The organism is Pseudomonas tremae, from assembly GCF_001401155.1.
Taxonomy (GTDB): Bacteria; Pseudomonadota; Gammaproteobacteria; order Pseudomonadales; family Pseudomonadaceae; genus Aquipseudomonas; species Aquipseudomonas tremae.
Genome location: NZ_LJRO01000384.1, coordinates 181,763 through 207,656 on the forward strand (window position 1 = coordinate 181,763; position 25,894 = coordinate 207,656).

The 25,894-nt window shown below is 56.9% G+C and carries 29 protein-coding genes; 22 read left to right on the forward strand and 7 right to left on the reverse strand.

All coding sequences use genetic code 11. From position 1 onward, the window contains the following. The first annotated feature begins 122 nt into the window (after positions 1-122). Positions 123-455, forward strand: coding sequence for a YXWGXW repeat-containing protein (locus ALO43_RS22095; protein WP_024671361.1), 333 nt, complete (start codon positions 123-125; stop codon positions 453-455). Positions 456-516: 61 nt separating this feature from the next. On the opposite strand, the gene ALO43_RS22100 is transcribed toward ALO43_RS22095, so the two are convergent. After that, positions 517-1,005: a phosphate-starvation-inducible protein PsiE gene (locus ALO43_RS22100; protein ID WP_005891296.1), complete on the reverse strand. Its 489-nt coding sequence runs from the start codon at positions 1,003-1,005 to the stop codon at positions 517-519. A gap of 399 nt (positions 1,006-1,404) precedes the next feature. Here ALO43_RS22100 and ALO43_RS22105 point away from each other — a divergent pair, with 399 nt between their 5' ends. The 8 genes from ALO43_RS22105 to ALO43_RS22140 all read left to right on the forward strand — a co-directional run bounded on the left by ALO43_RS22105 (position 1,405) and on the right by ALO43_RS22140 (position 12,545). Then, positions 1,405-1,671 carry a YebG family protein gene (locus ALO43_RS22105; protein WP_005891294.1) on the forward strand — a complete coding sequence of 89 codons (267 nt, stop codon included), beginning with the start codon at positions 1,405-1,407 and terminating at the stop codon, positions 1,669-1,671. Positions 1,672-2,378: 707 nt separating this feature from the next. After that, entirely contained in the window at positions 2,379-3,629 is a 1,251-nt protein-coding gene (wecB, locus tag ALO43_RS22110; protein ID WP_053481652.1) for a non-hydrolyzing UDP-N-acetylglucosamine 2-epimerase, read from the forward strand. A 171-nt stretch (positions 3,630-3,800) separates the two neighbouring features. Beyond that, a complete protein-coding gene (locus ALO43_RS22115) occupies positions 3,801-6,014 on the forward strand; it encodes a cellulose biosynthesis cyclic di-GMP-binding regulatory protein BcsB (protein ID WP_054998053.1) in 2,214 nt (737 codons plus the stop codon). Between the two features lie 12 nt (positions 6,015-6,026). Beyond that, entirely contained in the window at positions 6,027-8,147 is a 2,121-nt protein-coding gene (locus ALO43_RS22120) for a glycosyl transferase family protein (protein WP_024671363.1), read from the forward strand. Then, the gene (locus ALO43_RS22125) at positions 8,144-10,108 is read left to right on the forward strand and encodes a bacteriophage N4 adsorption protein A (RefSeq protein WP_054998054.1); all 1,965 of its coding nucleotides are present in this window, start codon (positions 8,144-8,146) and stop codon (positions 10,106-10,108) included. Before ALO43_RS22120 ends, ALO43_RS22125 begins: the two co-directional genes overlap by 4 nt. Before the next feature lie 31 nt (positions 10,109-10,139). Then, positions 10,140-11,012 (forward strand): alpha-amylase family protein, encoded by an 873-nt coding sequence (locus ALO43_RS22130; protein ID WP_005891287.1) that lies wholly within the window; start codon positions 10,140-10,142, stop codon positions 11,010-11,012. Between the two features lie 86 nt (positions 11,013-11,098). Then, positions 11,099-11,902 carry a SirB1 family protein gene (locus ALO43_RS22135; protein WP_005891285.1) on the forward strand — a complete coding sequence of 268 codons (804 nt, stop codon included), beginning with the start codon at positions 11,099-11,101 and terminating at the stop codon, positions 11,900-11,902. A gap of 139 nt (positions 11,903-12,041) precedes the next feature. Next, on the forward strand, positions 12,042-12,545 hold the full coding sequence (locus tag ALO43_RS22140; RefSeq protein ID WP_005891283.1) for an MEKHLA domain-containing protein: 504 nt from the start codon (positions 12,042-12,044) through the stop codon (positions 12,543-12,545). A gap of 223 nt (positions 12,546-12,768) precedes the next feature. Here the strand turns inward: ALO43_RS22140 and ALO43_RS22145 are convergent, their stop codons facing one another. Together ALO43_RS22145 and ALO43_RS22150 are read right to left on the reverse strand one after the other, a co-directional pair. Beyond that, positions 12,769-13,326 (reverse strand): hypothetical protein, encoded by a 558-nt coding sequence (locus ALO43_RS22145; protein WP_054998055.1) that lies wholly within the window; start codon positions 13,324-13,326, stop codon positions 12,769-12,771. Between the two features lie 287 nt (positions 13,327-13,613). Then, a complete protein-coding gene (locus ALO43_RS22150; protein ID WP_054998056.1) occupies positions 13,614-14,066 on the reverse strand; it encodes a flavodoxin in 453 nt (150 codons plus the stop codon). Between ALO43_RS22150 and ALO43_RS31770 the strand changes: the two genes are divergently transcribed. The 8 genes from ALO43_RS31770 (at position 14,065) to ALO43_RS22185 (ending at position 18,153) form a co-directional block, all read left to right on the forward strand. After that, positions 14,065-14,193, forward strand: coding sequence for a hypothetical protein (locus ALO43_RS31770; RefSeq protein ID WP_268811973.1), 129 nt, complete (start codon positions 14,065-14,067; stop codon positions 14,191-14,193). The two genes, ALO43_RS22150 and ALO43_RS31770, sit on opposite strands and share 2 nt — an antisense overlap. A 58-nt stretch (positions 14,194-14,251) precedes the next feature. Further along, the gene (locus ALO43_RS22155) at positions 14,252-14,857 is read left to right on the forward strand and encodes a hypothetical protein (protein WP_054998057.1); all 606 of its coding nucleotides are present in this window, start codon (positions 14,252-14,254) and stop codon (positions 14,855-14,857) included. A 149-nt stretch (positions 14,858-15,006) separates the two neighbouring features. After that, positions 15,007-15,576, forward strand: coding sequence for an antibiotic biosynthesis monooxygenase (locus ALO43_RS22160; protein WP_024671368.1), 570 nt, complete (start codon positions 15,007-15,009; stop codon positions 15,574-15,576). A 237-nt stretch (positions 15,577-15,813) separates the two neighbouring features. Then, complete coding sequence (gene folM, locus ALO43_RS22165; RefSeq protein WP_005891271.1) at positions 15,814-16,524, forward strand: dihydromonapterin reductase; 711 nt, start codon at positions 15,814-15,816, stop codon at positions 16,522-16,524. Between the two features lie 20 nt (positions 16,525-16,544). Next, positions 16,545-17,108, forward strand: a complete 564-nt coding sequence (gene folE / locus ALO43_RS22170; RefSeq protein ID WP_005891270.1) for a GTP cyclohydrolase I FolE — start codon at positions 16,545-16,547, stop codon at positions 17,106-17,108. Beyond that, on the forward strand, positions 17,108-17,479 hold the full coding sequence (gene folX, locus ALO43_RS22175) for a dihydroneopterin triphosphate 2'-epimerase (RefSeq protein ID WP_005891269.1): 372 nt from the start codon (positions 17,108-17,110) through the stop codon (positions 17,477-17,479). Before folE ends, folX begins: the two co-directional genes overlap by 1 nt. A 43-nt stretch (positions 17,480-17,522) precedes the next feature. Then, a complete protein-coding gene (locus tag ALO43_RS22180) occupies positions 17,523-17,819 on the forward strand; it encodes a DUF1244 domain-containing protein (protein ID WP_005891268.1) in 297 nt (98 codons plus the stop codon). After that, positions 17,812-18,153, forward strand: coding sequence for a HopJ type III effector protein (locus ALO43_RS22185; RefSeq protein ID WP_024671369.1), 342 nt, complete (start codon positions 17,812-17,814; stop codon positions 18,151-18,153). Before ALO43_RS22180 ends, ALO43_RS22185 begins: the two co-directional genes overlap by 8 nt. Positions 18,154-18,305: 152 nt before the next feature. Here the strand turns inward: ALO43_RS22185 and trxB are convergent, their stop codons facing one another. After that, positions 18,306-19,268, reverse strand: coding sequence for a thioredoxin-disulfide reductase (gene trxB / locus ALO43_RS22190; RefSeq protein WP_005891266.1), 963 nt, complete (start codon positions 19,266-19,268; stop codon positions 18,306-18,308). 363 nt (positions 19,269-19,631) lie between these two features. On the opposite strand from trxB, the gene cysZ reads away from it, so the two are divergent. Together cysZ and ALO43_RS22200 are read left to right on the forward strand one after the other, a co-directional pair. Then, complete coding sequence (cysZ, locus tag ALO43_RS22195) at positions 19,632-20,393, forward strand: sulfate transporter CysZ (RefSeq protein WP_005891265.1); 762 nt, start codon at positions 19,632-19,634, stop codon at positions 20,391-20,393. Positions 20,394-20,580: 187 nt separating this feature from the next. Further along, positions 20,581-20,925, forward strand: a complete 345-nt coding sequence (locus tag ALO43_RS22200) for a hypothetical protein (RefSeq protein WP_024670440.1) — start codon at positions 20,581-20,583, stop codon at positions 20,923-20,925. A 97-nt stretch (positions 20,926-21,022) separates the two neighbouring features. Here the strand turns inward: ALO43_RS22200 and ALO43_RS22205 are convergent, their stop codons facing one another. Beyond that, positions 21,023-21,619 carry a hypothetical protein gene (locus tag ALO43_RS22205; protein WP_053931905.1) on the reverse strand — a complete coding sequence of 199 codons (597 nt, stop codon included), beginning with the start codon at positions 21,617-21,619 and terminating at the stop codon, positions 21,023-21,025. Between the two features lie 319 nt (positions 21,620-21,938). Between ALO43_RS22205 and ALO43_RS22210 the strand changes: the two genes are divergently transcribed. Beyond that, positions 21,939-22,256 carry a hypothetical protein gene (locus ALO43_RS22210; RefSeq protein ID WP_054998058.1) on the forward strand — a complete coding sequence of 106 codons (318 nt, stop codon included), beginning with the start codon at positions 21,939-21,941 and terminating at the stop codon, positions 22,254-22,256. Next, positions 22,253-22,750: a hypothetical protein gene (locus tag ALO43_RS22215; RefSeq protein ID WP_054998059.1), complete on the forward strand. Its 498-nt coding sequence runs from the start codon at positions 22,253-22,255 to the stop codon at positions 22,748-22,750. Before ALO43_RS22210 ends, ALO43_RS22215 begins: the two co-directional genes overlap by 4 nt. A gap of 43 nt (positions 22,751-22,793) precedes the next feature. Here the strand turns inward: ALO43_RS22215 and ALO43_RS29425 are convergent, their stop codons facing one another. Beyond that, positions 22,794-23,291: a flagellar protein FlhE gene (locus ALO43_RS29425; protein WP_235662555.1), complete on the reverse strand. Its 498-nt coding sequence runs from the start codon at positions 23,289-23,291 to the stop codon at positions 22,794-22,796. Positions 23,292-23,560: 269 nt separating this feature from the next. On the opposite strand from ALO43_RS29425, the gene ALO43_RS22220 reads away from it, so the two are divergent. Next, positions 23,561-24,772, forward strand: a complete 1,212-nt coding sequence (locus tag ALO43_RS22220) for a glycosyltransferase family 4 protein (protein WP_005891257.1) — start codon at positions 23,561-23,563, stop codon at positions 24,770-24,772. On the opposite strand, the gene ALO43_RS22225 is transcribed toward ALO43_RS22220, so the two are convergent. Then, on the reverse strand, positions 24,741-25,844 hold the full coding sequence (locus tag ALO43_RS22225) for an NADH:flavin oxidoreductase (RefSeq protein WP_005891256.1): 1,104 nt from the start codon (positions 25,842-25,844) through the stop codon (positions 24,741-24,743). The genes ALO43_RS22220 and ALO43_RS22225 overlap by 32 nt on opposite strands. Between the last annotated feature and the right edge of the window lie 50 nt (positions 25,845-25,894).

Here is a 25,894-nt window from a genome sequence, read left to right on the forward strand (position 1 = left end):
CCTCCCTCAGGTTCAGCAAAAGTACAGATACGACCTGCTAAAACAATCCTTGCAGAAACATTCGAGCGACTGGGCATGACGTTCAGCGCCACTGCACCTGCGGATGATTCCGAGGAGGCAACATGTTCTTACGTTACGGGGTATTGATCGCATCGCTTGCGATAGCGTCAGGTTGTGTCGAGGAGCGGGTCGTGCATGAACGATCACACGTACATCATGAATACGTCGAGGAAGTGATTGCGCCGCAAGCGCCACCAGAACGCGTGATCGAAGTGGAGCCTGCGCCTCGCGCCGGCTATGTATGGGCACGCGGTTACTGGCACTGGAACGGTGAGCGATACGTGCCGGTTCACGGTCACTGGGAAGCGGAACGTCCCGGTTATCGCTATGTGCATCCGCACTGGGAAAGCGCGGGTGATGGCTGGCACTGGCATGCCGGAGCCTGGCTCAACTAGGCATCTCTTATCGGTGACAGGCGCTTGGCGACATCTTTCATGGATGCCGCCAGTGCGTCGATCAGACCTCGCCTTTCTCTTCCGTCACGGCACCTTTGACCGCGCTGGATGAGTCGGGGATTTTTGCCGAAGGGTATTTGTACGATGCATAGCGTACAACCAGAATCGCGAACGCCAGCAGCAGAATACCGCCGCACAGGTAGATGATGCCGATGTCGGGCGGGTTGTGGTGGGACACGTCGGAAATCAACAGGCGAGTCAGTGCGGTGATCGCGACGTAGATCAGAAAACGCACGGGCATGTGGTTGGTCTTGAAATAAATCCCGGTCATCGCCCCCAGCTCCAGGTAGATGAACAGCAGCAGAATGTCATCAACGGTGACGTTGCCTTTCTCGATCATTCCCAAAAAAGCGACTACTGATGCCCAGGCGGTGATTGCGCCGATCGCGAACAGCGCCAGAAAGTGAAAGCTTTCGACACACAGGTTGCCCAGTGACTCGGCCTGGCCATGCACACGGTGCCTTATCTTTACTGCCCATTTGTTTCCCATGACGCTCTACCTCTGAACCTTCGTTTATGCCGATCGGATGATGCCGAGGACTGATGACCTTTTGTAGCCTGCTTTCTAAAGCAGGAACAGGGCCATAGGCTATGGTTGAGAGCGTGACGGGATGTCGCAAGGCACATTTGCAGCGGAAAAAAGGTAGTCAAAGGCCATCATTCATACAGTGCTTGATTGCAATCCTGTTTTTACTGTATAAAAACACAGTACTCAGGGATTCACATGCATACGCGTCGGTGAACAGCCTTCAACGGGGTGCCCTGCTCTACCTGACCGGCACGCTGGTCATGCACGATCACTGCTGTTGCATCACCCGCTGGTCAGAGCGTGAAGCGCTGAACGTCCGGGTCTAGCCCTTTCAACACTGGATAAGACGACGAGGCCAAAATGGCTGTTGAAACCCTTTACCGCAGTACCCGCGATCTGGAGACTACTTTCGTGGACCGTAAACTCGCCGATGCGCACGATCAAATGCTCGAGCTGGCCGAGCTTCTCACTGACGTCCTGGTCAAGAACGTACCGGGGATTTCCGAGAAGCACGCAGAGGACGCGAGCATTTACATGGCGAAAAACCGGGCTGTCTTCGCAGCGGCGTTCAAAAACAACGCCACGGCGCTCAACGAGCTGTCGGAGCCTTCCGCTGCGCAGAGCTGACAGCCACCGTGGATAGCGGCCTTTCGCAGGGGGGTCGCTAATCATTCTCATTTATAGATTGCTCAGAGGCGTGGCACCTGCTACAACTCCACCCCTCATACATTCAAATGAATAGTTTCACGCCAACAGTATGTAACGCGACATATGCACTCCTCGCTTTGCCCCTTCGCTTCGGCAACCTTACATATTAAAGTTCCTCACCGTCATAATAGCAGCGCCATTTTTGTGAACCGCATTTCTGTAAATGTCATTAAACAGGCGTCAGGATTTTGCTGTAGTGAGGGACTTCACAGTGCGCCATTTTTTATTTGAACTTTTTGCCATCACCGACACTTTGCATCGCACCTAGTCACACTTTAAAACTCATCAAGCCCGCGCCACTGCGGAGCTAAACCCCTGCAATCACTGGCCGAAACGCCCAACCAGGGCCATTAAACCTTCCACTGACCGTGCTTAAAAATGAAAGTTCAGACCAATCAACACATTGAAAAATAGTTAATAAAAAGTTTGGCTTTGCTAATTTCTTCTGCTAATAATCCGACCAAATCCGGGTAACAAGGCAAATGGCTACATCACACTGAAGTGAACATCGAGTATTAACTCCGATTTTTCCCGCCCGAGAAATTCATCAACTCGCACACCCAACGAGCTGTCCGCAGCCCGGACTCATTGCTGTGCAGAGCGCTAGACAGCGCTGGAGGAAATCAATGGCTGGTCAGCACCCCAGAATGAAGGTTCTTTCAATCTTTGGCACTCGTCCAGAGGCCATCAAGATGGCTCCTCTGGTCAGAGCTCTGGCCGCCGAGCCAGGTATCGATTCGAGAATCTGCATCACTGGCCAGCATCAAAGCATGCTGCAGCAGGTACTGGACATGTTCGAGCTCAAGGCTGATTACAGCCTTGATGTGATGCGCCCTGAGCAGACTCTGAATTCCCTGACCGCTGCGCTTTACGCGGCCATCGACCCGATTCTTGACGAGTTGAAGCCAGACAAGGTTCTGGTACACGGCGACACGACCTCAGCAATGGTGGCTGCCATGTCGGCGTTTCACCGCCGCATTCCCATTGGTCACGTCGAAGCCGGCTTGCGTACGGGCGACATTCGTCAGCCTTGGCCTGAAGAGATGAATCGTCGCTGCATCGACCTGATCTCCGATCATCTGTTTGCCCCCACTGCCGAGTCGCGCCGCAACGTGCTGGGCGAGCGCCTGCAAGGTGTGTCCTTTGTGACAGGTAATACGGTCATCGACGCATTGCATCTGACGGCCGAGCGGATCGACAGCAACCGCCAGTTGCGCCATGCGCTTGATCGCCAATTCTCGTTTCTGGTGCCTGAACGCAAGGTCCTGGTGGTCACCGGACATCGTCGCGAGAACTTCGGTGATGGCTTCCTTAATATCTGCAAAGCCCTGGCTGAGCTGGCCCGGCGCGACGATATCCAGATCGTTTACCCGGTACACCTGAACCCCAATGTTCTGGGTCCGGTGACCGAACATCTGGGTGATCTGCCCAACGTTCATCTGATCAAGCCGCTTGATTACCTGTCGTTCGTGCGTCTGATGCAGCGCGCCCACGTGATTCTCACCGACTCCGGCGGCGTGCAGGAAGAAGCACCGTCACTGGGCAAGCCGGTGCTGGTCATGCGCGACGTCACCGAGCGCCCGGAAGCCGTTGCTGCAGGCACCGTGCGCTTGGTAGGCACAGAGCCGGACGCGATTATTCGCGGCGTGAATGCGCTGTTTGATGACCAGATTCTCTGGCAGAACGCGTCACGTGCAGCCAACCCGTACGGAGACGGCAGAGCCAGTGCGCGCATTGTCGACGCACTGATGGGCCGTCCGGTAGAAGAATTTGTCGCTGAGTTGCCGCGTCAACGTCTCGACCTGCACAGTGCTCAGCCTGACACCCATATCAAGCCTCAGCACCAGCACGTCCAGATGCGCTCGATGGCCGGCTAGATAAAAACTGCGCATTGCGCATTCAGCACACACCAACACCTAACGAATTCGCAGGATGCAGTCGGCAAGCGTAACGGGTATCTGACTTTGGTCAGGTACCCGAAAACGTTTATGCGGATCAGTAGCCTGCATCAAGACCCAGGGCCTTGAGCCCTTAGCGAGATCTGTCCGATGAAATCTTCCGTTACCGTAAACACGGGCGCGTTGAACGTCCTTGCCTGCGGGATGACCCTGCTGGCGCTGATGCCTGCATTCGCCCTGGCTGCAGAAAGCCCTCTGACCCAGGCGATCAACAGGATCACTGCCGACAATCGTCAGGAACGAGTGATCGAGCTGAGCGAGCTGGGTATTGATCGCCCGATCATCCTCGGAGCCACTGACGCGCGCCGGGAGCTTTACCTGCCGGTGCCAGCCAATGTGCCGCTGACCGATGCAACGCTGAACTTCGACGCCAGCTACCTGAACGGTGAAGCTGGCCGCAACACATTGTTGCTGTCGCTGGACGGTTATCCGGTTCGTGCAATGGGCCTCAACGAAGAACAGGGCAATGCCAGTACGGTTTTGGGTGTTGACAAGGCGGCGCGGGAAAACGGCTCGGTCCGGTTGGGCATTGCCTGGACCTCGGTCATTTCGAAGGTGCTCTGCGAAGACCAGCGCGCCATCGGTAACGTACTGCGCATCGATCCGCACACGCGCTTGACTTACAGCTACGACGCAAGCCAGTTGCAGGATGTAGGTGCGGCATGGAATGCCATGCCGGGCAAGCCGGGCCTGATGGTCGCGCCCGGCACGTTGTCCAGTGCCAGCTACGACGCCGCATGGCGTCTGGGTGTGGCGCTGGAAAGAATCGGCAAACAGGCGCGCATCCTGCCATTCCCGGCAGTTCAGGACAGCGTGGACCTGAGCAACCTGAACATCCCTGCAGAACTCAAGCAAATACCCGCGTTTGCCAGCCTCGACGGCAAAGGCCAGTACACGTTGCGCGACCCGGCAGAAATCGGCGCCTTGCTGATGCTCGGTCAAACCCCTGCGTTGCAGGCGGACATGGCCATCAGCGATCCGCAATTGCTCAAGGCAATCGATGATGCACTGAACGCCCTTCAGGCACAGGTGCAGGGCCTCGATGCATCGGCTGCCAGCGCGCTGGGCCAGTGGCGCGAGCGTCATATCAAGCAACCGCTCGCCAACAGCTCCGAGGACGTAAGCCTGGCCCTGCTGGGCAATCGTGCGCTGTTGATGATCAAGCCTGAGTCGGCCAGCAAGGCCATCGGCCTGTTCAGCTCGGCGTGGAACAAACTGGCACGCAATCGCCAGTTGACCATTGGCGAAGAGGCAGCCATGCCCCTCAGCGAAGACGGTCGTGTTGCGCTGACCCGTCTCGGCGGCAAGCCCGGTACGGTCGATGTACTGGCGAAAACCGACTGGAGCGCCTCGTTCCCGCTGGGCAGTGTGGCCTATGACGGTCGCGTACCGGTGACCGCGATGATAGACGTCGCCGCGGCACCCGGCGCGTCGGGAACACCGCCGGTTGCGACGCTGTTCCTCAACGATTACCTGATCGGCGCCATGCAACTGACTGCCGACGGCAAAAAGGAACGCATCGAAGCCAGAATTCCGCAATACGCGCTGGCAGCGCAGAACACCCTGCGGGTCTCCTTCCAGCGTCAGCCGGTCAGCAACCAGTGCCTGGAAACGCCTCAGGCCTTTCCGATTTCGGTACTGCCGACCAGCCACGTAGTGTTGGACAAGATCACCCCCGACGAGAATTTCTCGGGCATGGCGGCGCGGTTTGCGACCGACACTCAGGTGATGGTGCCTAAAGGTTATCTCGAGCGCCCGGCCAGCAGCCTGCCGCAGGTCATTCGTATCGCCAGTGCCTCAGGGGTCTCGCCACTGCGTGCGCAACTCAGTGTCAGCGACGATGCAAGCGTTGCGGTAGCACCGGGCAAATCCTTCCTGGCGTTTGAGTTGCCGATCAAAGACGGCGCCGAGTCAGTCAAGGCAAGCAGCGATGGGCACCTGCTGATCAATCACAAAGAGCAAACGCTGCTCGACCTCAAGTCCCTGAATCATGTGGCCTCGTTGCAAGTGATCGAAGCTGGCGGTCAGCACGGCATGGTCTATCGCACCCTGGGCGGTCAGGCACCGGTCTTCGAGCGTCCGGTATTGCTGGAGCGCGGCAATGCTGCACTGCTGTCCGACAGCGGCTCGCTCGCCACCTTTGACGCCAAGGATCCGACTGGCAGCCAGATGATCGAGGACGAAGAAGTCACCGGCATTGAAGCCTGGCGCAAACCGTCGCTGCTGTGGCTGATTCCGGCCGGCATCGTGCTCTTTCTCATTCTGTTGCTGGCTGGCCGTAGCGCCCGTCGCAATCGCTCGTAACGGGTCGCCTCAATGACGTCGCTTTATTGGCCTTACTGGCTGGCCCATTACTACAGCGTGCTGGAAGTCGCGACGATCATCGTCGGGCTGATCATTCTCGTCTCGAGTATTGACGACCTGATCATCGACATCTGGTACTGGGCCAGGCGGCTGTACCGCAAGTTCACCGCCGAACGCCGCTACCGGCCGCTGACCGCCGAACAACTGATTGCCCGCGACGAACAGCCGCTGGCAATCATGGTCCCGGCATGGCTGGAATACGACGTCATCGCGCCGATGATCGAGAACATGGTGTCGACGCTCGATTACCAGAACTACGTGGTTTTCGTCGGCACTTACATCAACGACCAGCGCACCATAGATGAAGTGGAGCGCATGCGCCGTCGCTATAAGCAGTTGCACCGTGTGGAAGTGCCGCATGACGGTCCGACCTGCAAGGCTGATTGCCTGAACTGGGTAATTCAGGCGATCTTCCTGTACGAGAAGACGCATGCCGTGCAATTCGCCGGGACCATCCTGCACGACAGCGAAGACGTATTGCACCCGCTTGAGTTGCGCCTGTTCAATTACCTGTTGCCGCGCAAGGACATGATCCAGTTGCCGGTGGTATCGCTTGAGCGCAACTGGTACGAATGGGTAGCCGGCACCTACATGGACGAGTTTGCCGAATGGCACGGCAAGGACCTGGTGGTCCGCGAAAGCATGACCGATACCGTGCCGTCGGCCGGTGTCGGTACGTGCTTCTCGCGGCGTGCACTGATGGTGCTGGCCGAAGAAAACCAGAATCAGCCGTTCAACACCGAAAGCCTTACCGAGGACTACGATGTAGGCGCCCGACTGGCGAAGTACGGCATGCAGGCGATCTTTGTGCGTTTCCCGGTGCAGTTTCGGGTGTTGCGCAAGTCGTGGTTCCGCAAGCCATATGAATCAACGCTGGAAATGCCGCTTTGTGTCCGCGAGTTCTTTCCGGACACGTTTCGCACTGCGTTTCGTCAGAAAGCGCGCTGGACCTTGGGCATCGGCCTGCAAGGCTGGGAGCAGATGGGATGGACCGGCTCGCTGGCAAACCGTTACCTGCTGTTTCGCGACCGCAAGGGCGTAGTGACGTCGTTTATCAGCATCATCGCGTACCTGATCCTCATTCAGTTGCTGGCGCTGATCGTTCTGCGCTCCAGTGGCGTCTGGAACACCAGTTTCCCGACACCGTTCGAAACCACCGGGCTGATTCAATACCTGCTGGTGGCCAACGGCATTGCACTGTTGTGGCGGATTGCACATCGCTGCTACTTCACCACTGCGCTGTATGGCTGGCAGCACGGCTTGCTGTCCATACCGCGCATGGTGGTCGGCAACTTCGTCAATTTCATGGCTGCGGCACGGGCCTGGCGAATGTTTCTGGTCGGCAAGGTGCTCAATCGCAAACTGGTCTGGGACAAGACCATGCACGACTTCCCGTCCACCGACCTGGTAGCCGTCGCACCCCGGCGTCTGGGCAGCGTGCTGCTGTCCTGGCAAGCCATCAACGATGAAAGGCTTCAGACCGCGTTGGCCGAGCAACAGACTCGCCAGATGCCGCTGGGCCGTATTCTGCTCAGCCACGGCTGGCTTGACGATGAAACCCTGGCAGAAGCCATCGCCTTTCAAAACGATCTGCCGCGGGTGTTCGACATTGCCGGCAAACGCTCCGCGAACAACCCGCTGGCCGATGAGTTCTGCGTGCGCTGGCGTGTCGTGCCGTTGCAGATCAATGCGCTGGGTCGCCAGGAAATCGCTGTGGCGAGCCCGCTTTCAGAAGAGGGGCTGCAACAGATTACCGAGCAACTGGGCGCCGAACCGGTGCAGTTGATTGCACGCGAAAGCGATATCGTCACGCAGTTGCGTCAGCTCAACGCAGTTGACGGGCTGCCATTGCCATCGGCAGCTCCGTTGCTGGGCGATCTGCTGGTCGAACAAGGCTTGTTGGACCGCGAAGTATTCCGCAAAGCCATGCTCGGCTACCGACCGCATGTACATGGCCGAATCGGCGATTACCTGGTCGATATCGGCGTGCTGCCACGCGCAACTATCGAAGAAGCTGTGGCACGTCAGCACAACCATTACCAATCTGATGCTCAAACGGAGCAGCCACTATGAAGCGCCCCTTCATCCTGTCGCTGCTGGTGACCGGCCTGAGCCTTTCTTCACCGTTCAGCCAAGCAGAAACTCTGCCGTTGCCATTGACCGGTCCTGCGTACGCCATTGCCAACGAAGCCTACATGGCCTACAACCGCAAGGACTACGACCTTGCTATCGCCAAGGCCAACGAAGCGTTGCGTCAGCGGGCCGATGCTGCACAGTTGCGCGATCTGATTGCTCTGGCCGAGCGCGACAAATACCGTCGCGATCATCCGCAACGCTTCCCCAAGGCACGCCCGAAGCCCGGCTACCTGGAAGGCAATCAGGCGCTGCGCGCATACACCAATCGTGATTACGGGGGCTCTGCAAGGCATGCCCGCAATGCCATTGCGCAGGCCCCGAAAAACCTGGATTACCGCATGATGCTGATCGAGGCCCTGCAACGTCAGCAGCGTCTCGACGATGCACAGACAGCCATCCGGGAAACAGAACAGACACTGGGGCCGCAACCGGCTTTGACCCGACGTCTGCAGGCTATTCAGGAACAGGTCGCGGTCGACAAGGCGGCCAGAGGCTATAAGGCCCTGGCACGCGGCGACAACGAAACAGCTGTCAGCGAGGCACGGGATGCGGTCCGCAGCTTTCCGAAACAGATGGCTTACCGGAAACTTCTGGTCAGCGCGCTGATGGCGCAAGGGCAATACGAAGAGGCGCGCTCTGCCGCCACCGAAGCCCTGGCGCTCAATGGCAACGATGCCACCCTGCTCGCCCAGCGCGGGCAACTGCGTCAACGCCTCGGCGACCAGAACGGTGCGCGTCAGGACTTTGCTCAGGCACTGGCCGTCGGCAACCTGCCGCTGCGCGAACAAGCCTCGCTGTATGCCACGATGGGCCAGCCGAGAGAGGCCCTGCAACGTCTGCAGCAAGCCCGCGATGCCGGGGAGCTGCAACCGGGCGACGAGGTACAGATTGCGTATTTCCTAAGCCAGGCAGGCGATGATCAGGGCGCGCTGGACACGTTCAAGCGCGTTGATCGCCAGGCAGGCCTGAAGCCTCGTGAAGTTCAAGATGCGGCCTACACCGCCATGCGCACATCGGAAGATGCTCAGGCCATCGCCTGGTTCAAACGAGTGCTCGACTATCAGCGGGCCGGCGATTTGCAGATGCCGGCCCAGCAAGTGTTCGACACTCGCCGCGCCGTTTCCGACCTGTCTCGCGTCTGGGGCCTGACCAATACCACGACCTATCGCGGTGCCAGCACCAGCAGCGGGCTCAACGGCGCGCCGACCAGCAACACCGACAGCGTGCAGAACAGCACCGAAGTGTTCTGGCGCCCGTTCGGTTATCGCAATGCGCGCTTCGTCGAGCTTTATGGACGTGTGACCGATACCCTCTGGAGCAAGAGCGGCGAGTCCGATACCGGCGCCGATGCCCTGCAAGGCGCACTCGGGATACGGGCCAAGCCGTTCAGCGAAGTCAACATTATCGGCGCGTTCGAACGCACGTTCCCTCTGGGTAACTCCAATGCCGATGGCGACTGGCTGGTGCGCCTGGGTTATGGTTCCAGCATCGGCACCGACCTGCGGGTCGATGTACCGAGCTGGTGGACCTCGCAGCTTTACGCCGAAGGTGGGCGTTATCTGCAGGACAAACGCAACTATTTCAACAGCGAATGGCAGGTCGGCCGCAGCTTCCGCCTGGACAGCATCAGCCCGCGGCTGGTGGTGTTTCCGCATGTGGTCGCAGCAGTGGACTACGATTCGAAGATGCGCAGCGAGGTCGACACCCTCGGCCGCAGCAGCACGTCATCAGGCAACGCCGGCGGTTTGGGCGTGGGGACCGGCGTACGCTACTGGTTCCGCGAGGATACGTACAAGGCACCGCAGTCGTATGTCGATTTCTCGGTGCAATACCGCGAGAAAATCTTCGGTGATGATCGTGCAGAAGGCGTCTTCGCACGCATGACATTTTCGTGGTGACCATCGCGAATCATCTATCAGGGAGTAATGTTTGAAGGTTTTGACCGCACTGCTACGCCAGACAACGCTGGTCAAGACCTCGCTGGCGGCCGTGCTGATAAGTGCGCTGACCTTTGTTTCCAGCGAGCTGTACCAGTTGATACAGCCCAAGGGGCCTGGAATCGTCGGCATTGTCTGGCAACCGGATAATGCGACGGTAGGTATCAGCGGCGATTGGGACAAGCTCGGCGCACGACAATTGCTCGTACAGTGGACGGCGGTCGATGATCAATCCTTCATACCCGGCGCAGGCCTGCCGACCGTGCCGGTAGTGCCGGACTGGTCGCGCATCGGCAAACAGCCTTGGGCGCAGGAAGTGATTCTGGGCCTGGCTGGGTACTTCAGCGAGAATCGCTCGCGGGACAATATCGAACAGCTGGCGTTGCTCTCCGCCCAAATGGCCAAGGCCAAAACCCCGCTCAATGTCACGGGCTGGTACTTTCCGGCCGAGGTCGACCCCAGCTGGAGCCGCGCCAAGGAGTTACCTGCCCTGCTGGCAAAACTGCCAAGACCGTTGTGGATCAGTGTTTACGATGGTGCCAACATCGGCCCTGCCGCCACTGCCGACTGGCTGAAAACCTGGCTGCCGGATGACATCGGAGTGTTCTTTCAGGACGGCGTGGGTGTCTATGCCCGAACCGCACCAGTCGCCCGAAACTATGCCGATGCCTTGCGCAAACGGCTGGGCAAAAACCGGGTAAGGATCATCGTCGAAGCGTTTCGCCCACAGGTCGGTGGCGGTTTTCGCTCGGCGACCGCCGCCGAACTGCAACCGCAAATCGACGCCTATGACGGCTATCCGCTGTACCTGTTCGACGGCCCGCATTACGTGACGCCTGAACTGGTGGAGGCACTGAGCCGGTAGGTACAGGCGGCGCTGGACGAAAACTGCATACAGGGCTAAAAAGAGTCTCTGAACTCAACGCTCGAACGTCGGTTACGGAGTGGTCGATGACTCCACGTCAGCATTGCCTGGCTTGTCTGCAACGAACGCCGCCTGCGGTGTTTGATGCCGCGCTGTGGGTCTCGGCAGAACATGACGCGCAGTTTGCACGGCAAGACGTGATGGGCGAGCTGGACCATCTGCAGCGCCAGGCCGGTGCGGCACTGCCGGTATTGCCGGCATCTGAACTGGCGCAACCACTGCTGAGACAGCTCGCCGCGCTGGGTTTTCAACAGGACGACTGGAACCCGCCCAGGCCGGAAGCGGCGTTGCTGCATGCAATCGTGCTGCGCAAACGAGGCCAGCCGCTCGGGCTGGCACTCATCACTCTGGAAATAGCACGACGGCTCGAGATCCCGCTGGAAGGGGTCAACTTCCCGGGACATTTCCTGTTGCGCGTGCCCGGCGCCGACCATCTGCTTGACCCCTGTGGTGGACGCAGGCTCTACCCCGCAGACTGTCGCGAACTGCTCATTCGACAATTCGGTCCGACCATGCATCTGCGTGCCGAACACATGGTGCGCGCCACGCCGGTCAACATGTTGCAGCGGCTATCGCGCAATCTGCGGCACTTGCACCAGATCAATGACAACCCTGTCGCGGCGCTCAAGGACGCTGACAGAATCATCGAACTGGGGCAGGCAACCAGCAGTGATCATCTGGCCCGCGCCACCCTCTACAATCTCCTCGAGTGCCCGCAGGCCGAGCGTTTCGATCTGGAACACGCATTGATGCTCAGCGAAGATCCGATCCAGCGGCTCAGGCTGACAGAGCGTCTCAGCCAGTTGCCGTCGAGGCGCAGCGTTCATTAGATTGGTCTGAAAAGTCGGCGCGAGTAGAATTGCCGCCCGAAGCCCATGATGACCATCCCGCCGTTGGCCTAAATAGGCGCGGTGGCCGGGGTGCGCTGCTGACGGGCAAACGTTTCCGACTGACGATGCGAGGTGATGTGTGTCCCTGCAAGAACATTTCATAAACGTGATCGATGAAAGCTACCGACACTGGACCGGCCAAGGACTGCCTTCGCCTGGGCAACTGGACCCGCAACAACGCCTGAATTGGCTGCATACCCAGGCGCCCTACAGCCTGTTGGCCCATGACGGCGCCGCAGACCCGCGTTTTACCTACGTGAACGAATGCGCACTGCAATGCTTCAAGTACCCGCGCGAGAGCTTCATCGGCATGCCCTCACGCTTCAGCGCTTCGGAGCTCGATCGCGCTGCGCGACAGGTATTGCTGGAGCAAGTGACCGCCAACGGCATCGCCGATGGCTACAGCGGCTGGCGAGTGGATGCGGATAATAAACCGTTCATGATCTACGCCGGCGTGGTGTGGACCCTGTTGGACACACAGGGGCAGGTCTGCGGACAAGCCGCGTTGTTCTGGCCGGATGAGCAGCGCATCGGTGTGCTGGATCAAGAGTTTTCAGAACAACTGGCACCTCCTCCAGCCTGAGCATGGCGGCTAGTTGATGCCCAAGGGTGCAGCCCGCCGACGATTGTTACCTGCGCAGTAACGCTGCATATCCTGCGCAGGGATTTTTCTAAAGCATGCAGGCAGTTACCCTGCGCACGTTGAAATAGACGTGGATTTGCAAGCTCCCTTGATCCTGCGTTTTGTTTGGCCGCTGCGTATCCATGCAGCGGCCTTTTTTATGGCTGCGGGTTTTGATCATCACTTACCCTTTGGCATTAGGGGTCTTTTTCACCAGCCCATTCTTTTCCATATCCTTTATCTTGAGCATTTCACGACTGTCCCCTGATTCAGCGAAAGCCTGAAGGTTTTGCATGATATGAATGGCCTTGATGTAATCGGGCAGTAATAGCTTGGCGTAGGGGTCGCCGCCCAATACCCGCTCTTTCATTTCGATAATCTGCTTGGCAAAAAACTCCACGGCGTTGATCTCTTTACTGGCGTCGACCAGCTTGCCACTCTTGTCGAACTCGTCGCCGGTTCGGCTAAAGAGTTCAGCGGTATGATTGTCGATCATGCCAAACTTGTACAGAATCATGCCGGCTCTGTTCAGGTCTTTAGGGGTTATCTGCTCGGGGTTAAAGCCCTTGAACAAAGGCTTCATCTTGCGTTTTTCCATGGCCAGAGCGTTAAGCGCTAACGAGTTCTCGCCTATGTCCTGCAGTACTTTCCCTACCTGTGCCTCCGCCTTCTTCAGCGTGATCCTCGCAGGCGGCTCCGCAAAGGTCAGCTGTGGAAACTCACCCCAGATTGATCTTGTCATGTGATAACTCCGATATGAATGCATACAAGACTCATATCGGAGTGGGGCGAACTTAGTTGATAGCCAAAGACAAATCCATACAAAGACTACATAGCCATAGGACACTTCTTACATGGATAAGTAAAGCTTCCTATAAACAGTGTTCATTTAACACAGGCAGTCAGAAAACAGGCACGTATTGATCATGGACGGCAGGCTGACAGATATATCCCGCACAGCTCCCATAGGGCACGCCACAATCAACACACGCTGTACTGAATCATCTTTGCTAACGGAGCGGGATGGCTTCAGCCAAGAAGCTCAATGAACGCTGCCAGCCAGGGTTCAGCGTCGGTTTCAGGGGTGACGCTCTCGCTGCCGTCCAGACGCAGCATGTCCTGCAACTCGACAATGCCCAGTTCAGCGAACAATTCTCGCATCTGCTCGCCGCCGGCACAGAAAGTGTCGCCATAACTGGCATCACCCAACGCGATCACGCCGCCTGGCAAGCCACGCAAAGCGGCAGGCAACAGATCACGCAGTTGCACGTAAAGGGGCATGAGGTTATCGGGCAACTCTCCCATACCAGTGGTCGAGGTCACGGCCAGCACAGCCTGCGGTCCGAACGTCAGCAAGTCCGGCAGCGCAAGCCGGGGGTTTACCAGCGTCTCGTGCCCAGCGGCCCGCAACAGCGTGGCTGCATGCCTGGCGACTTCCTCGGACGACCCGTAGACGGATCCACACACGACGGCGATTTTCATGGCTATTCCTTTGCAGCTTAAAAAATTGAAACATTATGCCTTAGAATGCCGTCTGATTTTTCTGTTGCCCCGAAGCTATCGCCCAGCAACAGAAATGCTGAAATTCGAAAAAATGACCAGCGGTTGAAACACTTTGCGGAAACAATGGTCTTTGTTCTCAATAACCGGTTAGACCGAGCACCGTCATGCAACCCGATTCACTTCTCACCCAGGCTGAACTGGATTTCATTCAGAGCATGCAGCGTAACCCGCAGTTAAACGTGCGAGACAGCACGCGCAGCCTGCTGGTCAATGGCGGCGTGCAGATCCAGGATCTGCTGACCCGGCTCGCAGCACATGAACAGGTCACGATTCACGCACAGTTCGAAAACCAGCAGATGAATTTTCCGCTGCATCTGGTGGAAGACGAGTTTCATGCGCTGCACCTCGAACTGGGTGCGCCCAGCATTTTCGAGGAAGGCCCGAAGATTCGTCCTTGGCGCCTCGTGCTGTCGGAACCTGTACCGCTTGAAACAGCAAAGGGCTCGCAGACGGCACTCTGGGTTAACGAGCTGTCATTCAAGGGGGTTCTTCTCGAGTACCGGAAAGACGGCAAGCTGCCGAGGAATTTTTCGGCCTGGTTCAACCCTGAGGGTGAGTCGCCGATTCCGATGCGCGGCAAGCTTGAACGAATGATCGACACGAATTTCGGCGCGTATCACTTCAGCAAACATGGCAAGGAAGATGGCGAGCGTCTGCGCCAGTACATCTTGCAAGAGCATCGCCGTAAACACCCCTCTCTGCACAAGTAAACGTCAATGTGTCGAAGCGCTACCGGTACAGCGTGGTTTCAGGAATAATCCTTGCTTGCTTTTCAGTGAAGCTGTCGCGACCCACCACCCCGGATCGCGGCATGTGACCTCCCTACCCGGGAACCTCACGCCTCTACCGGAGATACACGATGTCTACCTCACCCGTCACCTTGATGGTTGCCCGCCGGGTCGCGCACGGTCGTTACCAGGAAATGATGGCCTGGCTGCATGAAGGCGAGCTTTTAGCTACGGATTTTCCAGGCTACCTGGGGTCAGGCGTGTTAGCGCCGCCGCCCGGAGATGACGAATTTCAGATCATTTTCCGCTTCACCGATCAGCACACCATGCACGCCTGGGAGCATTCAGCCTCTCGGCGCTCCTGGCTGGTGCGCGGCAGCGGCCTGTTTGCACAACCTTCCGAGCACCGGGTCAGCGGGATCGATGGCTGGTTCGGCGCGGTCGATCAGCGCCCGCCACGCTGGAAGCAGGCCGTGGCTATCTGGCTGGCGTTCTTTCCGGTGTCGTTGATCTTCAACTTTCTGCTGGGTCCGCTGCTCAACCATCTGGACCTGTTGCCGCGAATCATGATCAGCACGGCGGTGCTCACCCCGCTGATGGTCTATCTGTTTATTCCATTGTCCACACGCCTGCTCGCCTCCTGGTTGCACACCACGCCTGCATCGCCTGCACAGTCAACGCAGTCACCCTCCCCTCGATAGCCCCCCTTCAAGACCTGTACACGCTCCGTGCTCAGGTACAGGTCTTGATCTGCTCAGAACAGGCTCTCCCCACTCGATAAGCGGACGGCAAGCAGGTCTGGACAGCGTTGTGGGCGAGTTTAATGTTGGGCAGGGTTGTACAAAAAAATTCTCTGGTATAACTTTGCCTCTCAACCGGAAGACACAATCGACCGTAAAACCCGCGTCCTTCCCGGACCTCTGATACGTGAGCTGTCGATGCCATTATCTTCTGCACCCATCCTGATTACCGGCGCCAGCCAGCGTGTCGGCCAGCACTGTGCGCTGCGACTTCTGGAGCATGGGCATCGGGTGATCATCAGCTATCGCACCGAGCACGCAAGCGTGACCGAGTTGCGTCAGGCAGGTGCAGTGGCGATCCATGGCGACTTTTCGAGCGAAGCCGGGGTCATGGCCTTCATCGAGTTGCTTAAGGCGCACACCTCCAGCCTGCGCGCGATCGTGCACAACGCGTCAGAGTGGCTGGCAGAGGCACCGGGCGACGAAGCCGAGAACTTTACCCGGATGTTCAGTGTTCACATGCTGGCGCCCTATCTGATCAATCTTCATTGCGAGGCACTGCTCACCGCGAGCGAAGTTGCCGACATCGTGCATATCAGCGATGACGTGACTCGCAAGGGCAGCAGCAAGCACATTGCCTATTGCGCAACCAAGGCAGGGCTGGAAAGCCTCACGCTGTCCTTCGCCGCCCGGTTCGCCCCGCTTGTCAAAGTCAACGGCATAGCTCCGGCGCTGTTGATGTTCCAACCCAAGGACGATGCGGCCTACCGCGCCAACGCCCTGGCCAAATCGGCCATGGGCATAGAGCCTGGTGCAGAAGTGATCTACCAGAGCCTGCGCTACCTTCTGGACAGCACTTATGTCACCGGCACAACACTGACCGTAAACGGCGGACGGCACGTAAAGTAAGCCGCCCCGAGGACCTTCTGATGAGTTCATCACTGCCACAGCATTACCGGGACATTCTGCTCGGACTGGGTGAAAACCCGGACCGCGAAGGTCTTCTGGACACACCTAAGCGCGCTTCCAAGGCGATGCAATACCTGTGTCACGGCTACAACCAGAGCGTCGAAGAAATCGTCAACGGTGCGCTGTTCGCCTCCGACAACGATGAAATGGTCATCGTCCAGAACATCGAGCTTTATTCACTGTGCGAACACCATCTGCTGCCCTTCATCGGCAAGGCGCATGTGGCCTATATTCCGACCGGCAAGGTACTGGGCCTGTCGAAGATCGCTCGTATCGTTGACATGTTTGCAAGGCGCCTGCAGATCCAGGAAAACCTCACCAAGCAGATTGCCGATGCCATTCAGAACGTCACAGGCGCAGCAGGTGTAGGGGTGGTCATTGAAGCCCAGCACATGTGCATGATGATGCGCGGCGTGGAAAAACAGAATTCGACCATGAACACTTCGGTCATGCTGGGCGCCTTCCGCGAGTCGAGCACCACCCGTATGGAGTTTCTGCAACTGATCGGACGGAGCAGACAATAATGGCAAGACTCGAGCCCGGCACCGCCCGCATCCGCGTCAAGGACCTGCGCCTGCGTACCTATATCGGTATAAACGAGGACGAGATCGTCAACAAGCAGGACGTGCTGATCAACCTGACGATTCTTTACGCGGCACAGGAAGCTGTTCGCGATAACGATATCGAGCATGCGCTCAACTACCGCACGATCACCAAAGCCATCATTCAGCATGTCGAGGGCAATCGCTTTGCATTGCTGGAACGACTGACGCAGGAAGTGCTGGACCTGGTGATGACCCACCAGGCGGTTATCTACGCCGAAGTGGAAGTCGACAAGCCACATGCCCTGCGTTTCGCCGAATCGGTGTCGATCACGCTCGCCGGTCAACGCTGAAACTCTTATCATGACGCGACTTACTGACTGAACAGAGCCCGTCATGACCGAACAAGAACGCCTCGAACTCGAAGCCGCAGCCTTTCGCCGACTGGTCGCACATCTGGACAGCCGCAAGGATGTCCAGAACATCGACCTGATGAACCTGTCCGGCTTCTGCCGTAACTGCCTGTCCAAATGGTACAAGGCCGCTGCCGATGAAAAACACATCGACATCAGCCTCGACGATGCTCGCGAAGTGGTCTACGGCATGCCGTACAGCGAATGGAAAGCCCAGTACCAGAAAGAAGCCAGCACCGAACAGCAGGCCGCGTTTGCCAAGGAAACCAGACATGACTGATCTGAACACCCTGCGTGCCAGCCTGCACAGCGGCGAACACATGTTTGCTGACACGCTGGCATTTATTTCAGCAGGCTACGATTACCAGCCTCAGCCTTTCAAAAATGGCGACGTTGAAAACGCTGCCGGGCAGAACGAAGGTTCATGCAAGACACTGGGCCTGGCGTTACTGGAAGGCTTGAGTGATGAGGAAGCGCTGTTGGCATTTGGCGAACACTATCGCTCGGTACAAGCGACGCCGGAAGACAGCGATCACGGCAACATCCGTGCGCTGATCGCGAAGGGTTTGGCGGGTGTGCAATTTGCAGGCGAGCCGCTCAAGCGCAAGGTTTGATCGGAGCCCCATGGCTATCGTTCCTCACCCTCAGGGTGGGAATGTCCAGACTGGGACGCGCGACGCGACGTAGATCTGTGACACGCAGCCCAACCAGATGCATGCCAATGCAGAGCATTGGCATGCGAGTCATGTGCGGCAAGTATGGCTGATTAAAACGAAACGTTGGCCAAGCCGTCCAGGTAACGTTCGACGTCCAGTGCAGCCATGCAACCGGCACCGGCAGAGGTGATCGCCTGGCGATAAACGTGGTCAGCCACGTCGCCTGCCGCGAATACACCCTCGACACTGGTTGCAGTTGCATTGCCTTCACGGCCACCCTGCACAACCATGTAGCCATCTTTCAAGGCCAACTGCCCCTCAAACAACGAGGTGTTCGGCGTGTGGCCGATTGCAATGAATACACCGTCGACTTTCAATTCGTCGCTGCTACCGTCATTGTTTTTCAGACGCGCACCAGTCACGCCCATGTTATCGCCCAGCACCTCATCCAGCGTGGCATTGAGCTTGAGTTCGATCTTGCCTTCGGCAACACGCGCGTGCAGCTTGTCGATCAGGATCTTCTCGGCACGGAACGTCTCACGACGGTGAACCAGCGTTACTTTGCTGGCGATGTTGGCCAGATACAGGGCCTCTTCCACGGCGGTATTGCCGCCGCCGACAACGGCCACTTCACGGTTGCGATAGAAGAAACCGTCACAGGTCGCACAGGCGGAAACGCCTTTGCCCATGAACGCTTCTTCCGAAGGCAGGCCCAGATAACGAGCGCTTGCGCCTGTGGCGATGATCAGTGCGTCGCAGGTATAGGTTGCGCTATCACCTTGCAGGCTGAAGGGCTTGCCGGCCAGGTCCACGGAATTGATGTGATCAAAGACGATTTCGGTCTCGAAACGCTCGGCATGTTCGCGCATGCGCTCCATCAGCGCGGGGCCGGTCAGGCCATGGGGGTCACCCGGCCAGTTGTCGACTTCAGTGGTCGTGGTCAATTGACCGCCAGCCTGCATGCCGGTGATCAGCAGTGGCTTCAAATTGGCGCGGGCAGCATAAACCGCCGCGCTGTAACCGGCAGGGCCGGAGCCGAGAATAATCACTCGGGAATGACGTACGTCTGACATGACACACTCCTGTCGACCGGCTGTATAACGCCGCGGTCGTACCGCTGGATAAAAAAGGACTGCCGAAACACTTGGGGAAGTGCATCAACCCGGCAGGTCCTGAAAGTTCTGACTCCTGAGACAAGTCTTGAAATTGCTGCCAAGCCTATCGGGGTAGCAGAGGTTAAGGAAATATCGTTTCACAATCCACCCCATAGGTCACTTCTATAGAGCGACCGGCAGACAAGAGTGTACTCGCGTGGGCACTCGTACTCGCGACGCGCGCTACACGCGGCGAACGGTCTTGACCGTCAACATCTATCAGCTCTTTCACGGCTATCACAAAGCCGGTAAGGTCACGCCTTTCAGCATTCGGAGGCTGCCATGCCCGCTCCTGCCCTGTCCGGCCCGCAATACCTTAGGGAAGGCCTGAAACTGGTTCTCAGTCCCGGCCTGCGCCTGTTTGTCCTGCTGCCGCTGAGCATCAACCTGGTGCTGTTCTGCGGCCTGATCTACCTGGCGGTGCATCAGTTCGAGCTGTGGGTCGATACATTCATGCCCACCCTGCCTCACTGGCTGAGTTTTCTCAGCTATATCCTCTGGCCACTGTTCGTGGCGCTGGTACTGCTGATGGTGTTTTTCACTTTCACCATGGTCGCCAATATAATAGCCGCGCCTTTCAACGGATTTTTGTCTGAAAAAGTCGAAGCCGTGATTCGCGGCGTGGATGAATCGCCGGACTTCAGCTGGGCCGAACTGGTCGCAATGGTCCCACGCACACTGGCCCGCGAAGCGCGCAAGCTGGGCTATATGCTGCCGCGCATGCTCGGGCTGTTCATCCTGTCATTTATTCCGGTGGCCAACATTATCGCCGCACCGCTGTGGCTGCTGTTCGGCGTATGGATGATGGCGATCCAGTATATCGACTACCCGGCCGACAACCACAAACTGGGCTGGAACGAGATGCTCGGCTGGCTGAAAAGCAAACGCTGGCAGAGCCTGAGCTTCGGCGGCATCGTCTACGTCGCTTTGCTTATCCCGGTGGTCAACCTGCTGATGATGCCCGCCGCAGTGGCAGGCGCCACGTTGTTCTGGGTGCGTGAACGCGGCGCCGATGCACTGCCGGTGACACACGCACGCGGCTGAATGCAGACTTGCCGAGGCGTGCACCGCGCGCCCGGCTTGACTGAAGGGCAAAAAAATTCATGCGCTATAACTATTTACCGCACACAGCACTGGCGACCGGGGCTAAATAGGGCCTCAACCAACCCGTTCATGTGAAGCTCGCTTCCATAGAACATGCGACACATGAACTTAACAAGGAAGTTAAATCATGAACACCCCGGTAAACCCCGCTGCATTTGCCGCCGAAAACGCAACAGTCGAAGAAAAGATTCGTGCTTTTCTGGTAATTGAACTGGCCGAATGGTCGATCAATCCGGACAACGTTTACATCAACGGCGTAAACGACCCCGAAGAGCGCATTGTCATCAGCTCCAATTCCCTGACTGCCGAAGCAATCGCTCGCGTTTTCGAAAAAGACGCTCCGTCTTATTCCACCCGCACAGCAGGTCTGTTCAGCGTCGCTTATTCGTATGCTGACGAACATCGCCTGGCTGCACCGGATCTGGCCAAGGTAGGCGAATTGATCGGCCAACTGGTCAACGACCTGGGCTGATCGTTCTGATTGACAGGCCGAGTGACGACAACGCCTGAAAGAGCACCGGACAGCTAATGGATTAGCTGTCCGGTACTTCTTCTGGTATCAAAACTGTCTAACCTAAAGTAGAAGCGGAAAGATAGGTCGGTATACTGACCAACCATATGGCACATCCGATAACAATCCACAATCCATTGGCAAGTGTCAATCTTGAGTTGCTGCTCCCATCCGGATCATGCGCGGCGAGATTTATCTTTGACTGCACCAGCATCATATTAAGCGTCTGCGCAGTGGCCAACAGAACGACCCATACCAGCCAGCCACCGACCAGCTCAAATCGCAAGTTCCCTGACACACCCTGCGCCAGCAGGATTCCCGCAATAGTCAAGGCAAGCAACACCGAAGCGCTAACCGGCCAGTACGCCATGTGACCAAGCCCCTGTCGCCGCAGACTTCTATCCACATTACGAAACAGTGGAAAAGCGTAAATAGCGGCGAACATAACACGCGCCACGGGCCACACATTACTGCCCAAAAACTTCTTGTTCAGCGACCAGTTTTTATAAAACCAGTAAGTCGCGTAAAAACCGGATGTCAAAAAATACAGAATGAGAAATTTCTGTAACGACACGACATAAAACTCTGGGCCGGCACTGTCCGATTCATCCTTATCCAGACTGGCTTTGGGGGGTGCATACATTAAATCCGACATTTTATGTCCTTCTGAAAAGGGGCCGACTCTATCAGACCAACAGAAACCCTGCAAAAAAGATAAACATAAAGACGTTTCCTACAAAAGAAAACTCCAAGTCTCACAATCAAAGCCAAAAGCTAATAAATGGCTGCCGGCAAACTGTTGCCGCTAAAGACCAAACGTTGCCAGCGTTTCAAAAAGTGTTATGTAGTCCGTTTCTGTAGGCTAACTAAATCAGCATCCCTCCCGCTTGACTCAAGTGTGTAGGACTCAACCAATTATCTATATTGGCATTGCGCTTGCTCTATTGCCTCTAAACAACAGGAGCTGTAGAACAATGGAAAACACCGTAAATATTGCAACAGCCAACACAATCAACACAATCAACACAATCAACACCACCCGACCTGCCGGTCTCGAGACCATCCCGCAATCGCGATCAGATAGGTTTGCTCAGATATTGAGAGATAGACACGCTCAGGAAGAGGAAAAATCTTCGGTTGCAGATCCCGCAGCACTCGGCAAGCCAGCGACGCCGCGCTCGACTCGCTTCATGAATACCATGGATATCAGCCAACGCAGATCCGCTGTGGAGGACAAAGACTTCTTTCCTATGCCCGCAGCAATGGAAAGCAAAAGAGGAACGCTGAAATGACCTGCAGTAGTCCCACGCCGTTTCTGAATGTTACACCGTTGGGGATACGCCAAAAAACAACATCACTTACCACCACATCGACACCTGGAATCTTCGCTAACGCGCTCCAAAAAGCCATCCACGATAAAGAGACGCCCCATTGCGGAAAGACAATTTTCCGAGGGGGAGAGCTCAGGCACAAACTGATGGCACAAGCTGAAAACAACCCAAATGAAGCAAGCTTCCTTGCCAAGCAATATGCTCACAACTCATTGAATGGTGAAGGTGTGGATCTATCTGATTATCCTGTCATTCGTTACTGTGCCACTGGAGAAATCGTGACACCCGAGTCAAGCGCTTACTTCCAGAAAACAGAGCGCTGGATGCAGAGAGAGAGAACAACTCTTTATGAAGAGGAATACTTGAAAGGTACGCCTGCTGCTAAAATTCTTGAGAAAATATTAAACTTTAATGACGCTCTTCCTGAAGCATTCCGAGACATGGCAAATTGGTAGCATGAGTGCCCTCCCCTCCTGAGGGGAGGGCAACTTTGAAGAATCACCAATCGACAGTGATTCGTCCTTGTTGTCCAGCTACAGGGACCCTTCCTGCATTTCCAATCTTCATCGTGTAATAAAACTTGCGACTTGCCAACTGATTATCGAAAAACGCTGTGGAGCCCGTTCGCTGGCGTGAGACGTTCAAGCACAAGCTGTCCCCTTGACACAAATGGACCTCAAGCCGCTGAGGCCAACCCGCCACGTTCCAGTTCCAACTGACATTTTTGATCGCTGCCGCCGCAGGCGCATGCCTGCTCACTGGCAGCTCGGCAGTGTGAAGGTAGCCCTTTGAATGAATAACCGGCAGAGCGACCGATGATTGATAGTTCCCAGCCAATGCAAGATTTGAACAGGCTAAAAGCGCCAAAGCCATTCCTGAGGCCGAACGAACCCGCTCCAACTTTTTAGTGTTGAATTTTATTTTATTTTCCCAATTTTTTTGGTACGCAAGAGCAACTGAAAAATCAGTCTTTCCAGTTCGAAAGTAACGAACCACAAAGTTCGATGACCAGACATTACTAGGGAGACGGATAATATCAACACCTGTTCAAGCGAACTACATACCTTTAGGAAAGCATTTAAATATTTGTAGGACACCACCAAAACCAATCGTGGACTTTATAGAAAGCCATTTACAGCCACTATTTTTCCCTGTTAGCTATTCAGCGCAGTTTTAAACCAGCTTAACCCTCTTGCCAACGCCCCATCACCAATCCATCACACAACCGCCACATAACCGAAATATAACCAGCCGAAACTGCTCTCATGAGCCAATTTCTTAATGTCACCCTTATCACTGAAACCTTCACTCCCGAGATCAACGGCGTTGCCAATACACTGGGGCGGCTTTGTGACGGGTTGCGGTTGCGCGGGCACCGGGTCGAGCTGGTTCGCCCACGCCAGAGTGAAGAGCTTCTTTCTGGCGCGGCCGACGACCTGATGTTGTGCCGGGGCTGGCCGATACCCGGCTACCCAGGGCTGCAATGGGGTCAGTCTTCGATGCACAAGCTCTTGCGGCGCTGGCAGCGGCGTCGGCCTGACGTGTTGTATATCGCCACTGAAGGCCCGCTGGGGCTATCGGCGCTGAGGGCTGCGCGGCGTCTGGGGATTGCGGTAATCAGCGGTTTTCACACCAACTTCCCGCAATACACTCAACAGTACGGCATGGGTTTCATAACCCGCCTGCTGACGCACTACCTTCGCTGGTTCCACAACCGTTCGCGCGTCACGCTGGTGCCGAGTATCAGCCAGAAAGTCGAGCTTGAGCGTCGCGGCTTCGAGCGGATAGAGCTGTTATCTCGCGGCGTGGACAGCCAGCTGTTCAGCCCGTCGAGGCGTTCGCAGACGCTGCGCGACAGTTGGGGGCTGCAAGCGAACGATGTGGGAGTCCTGCATGTCGGGCGTCTTGCGCCGGAAAAGAACCTGGGCTTGCTCAAGGCCAGCTTCGAAGCGCTCAAGGAAAGCTACCCGCAGCGCACTCTCAAGCTGATCGTGGTCGGCGATGGACCACAGCGTGCCCAGCTCGAACAACAGATACCCGACGCGATTTTCTGCGGGACTCAACGCGCAGAAGTATTGGCGACGCACTATGCCTCGGGTGATATGTTTCTGTTTCCGAGCCTGACCGAAACGTTCGGCAATGTGGTGCTCGAAGCGCTGGCGTCAGGGCTGGGTGTCGTGGCTTATGACGAAGCGGCTGCCGGGCAGCACATTCGTCATGGGCATAACGGCGCGTTGGCGATGCCGGGCGACGAGGCCGCATTCATAGACGCCGCCCGCTGGATGCTTGAAGACAGCGAAACCCTGCGCCGAGTGCGCCTGAATGCACGGCAGCATGCTAGCCGCCAAGGCTGGACGGCTATCATCGATCAGTTCGAACGACAATTGCGCGAGGCATGCCCAAGCGCAAATACCAAAGAGATCAGACCGGTGCGCGGGAAAAGTATCAGACCAGTGTCGTCAGTGCCTCTCGACTGAACGGCAGAATGTCCTGCTCACGCCCGTCGCGGACTTTGACGGCCCAGTCCGGGTCGACCAGCAGCGCCCGCCCTACCGCCACCAGGTCGAACTCGTCGTTGCCCAGCCGCTCAAGCAGGTTTTCGAGACTGGCTGGCTGGGCGACCTTGTCAGTGTTGACCATAAACTGCAGAAATTCGCCATCCAGCCCTACGCTACCAACGGTGATGGTCGGCTTGCCGGTCAGCTTGCGTGTCCAGCCTGCCAGATTCAATTCGGAGCCTTCGAATTCAGGCTCCCAGAAACGTCGGGTAGAACAATGGAAGATATCCACGCCTGCCTCAGACAATGGCTGAAGAAATTCGCCCAACGCTTCAGGTGTCTGCACCAGACGCGCGGTGTAGTCCTGCTGCTTCCACTGTGAGAAACGGAAGATGATCGGATAATCAGGCCCTACAGCCGCGCGCACGGCCTTGATCAGCTCGATGGCGAAACGCGAACGGTCGCCCAGGCTGCCGCCGTACTCATCAGCGCGCTGATTGCTGCCCTCCCAGAAGAACTGATCAACCAGATAACCATGAGCGCCATGGATCTCCACACCATCCATGCCAATAGCCTTGGCATCGGCTGCCGCCTGGGCGAAAGCAGAGACAACTTCATCGATGTCCTGTTTGCTCATGCCATGCACCAGTACCTGACCGTCCTTGATTTTCTCCATCGGTCCATAAGCAGGCACGCTGCCATCCGGCTCTGTGCCGAGACGACGAACCGCGCCCACATGCCAGAGCTGCGGTACGATCTTGCCGCCCTCGGCATGGACAGCGTCGACCACTTTTTTCCAGCCGGCCAAGGGCGCCTCACCGAAAAACTGCGGAACGTTCGGGTAGCCGTTGGAAGCCTTGTGATTGATCGTCGTGCCTTCGGTCACGATCAGGCCAACCCCTGCCGCCGCTCGACGCCGGTAGTATTCGACCACATCGGAATTGGGCACATGCCCCGGCGAGAACGACCGGGTCATCGGCGCCATCACCACCCTTGAAGACAACTCAAGACTGCCCAGACGAAAAGGTGTGAACAAGGCTTCTGCCGACATGCGGAACTCCAAGGGGAAAAGAGTCTATGACTACCAGCGGAACGCGCCAG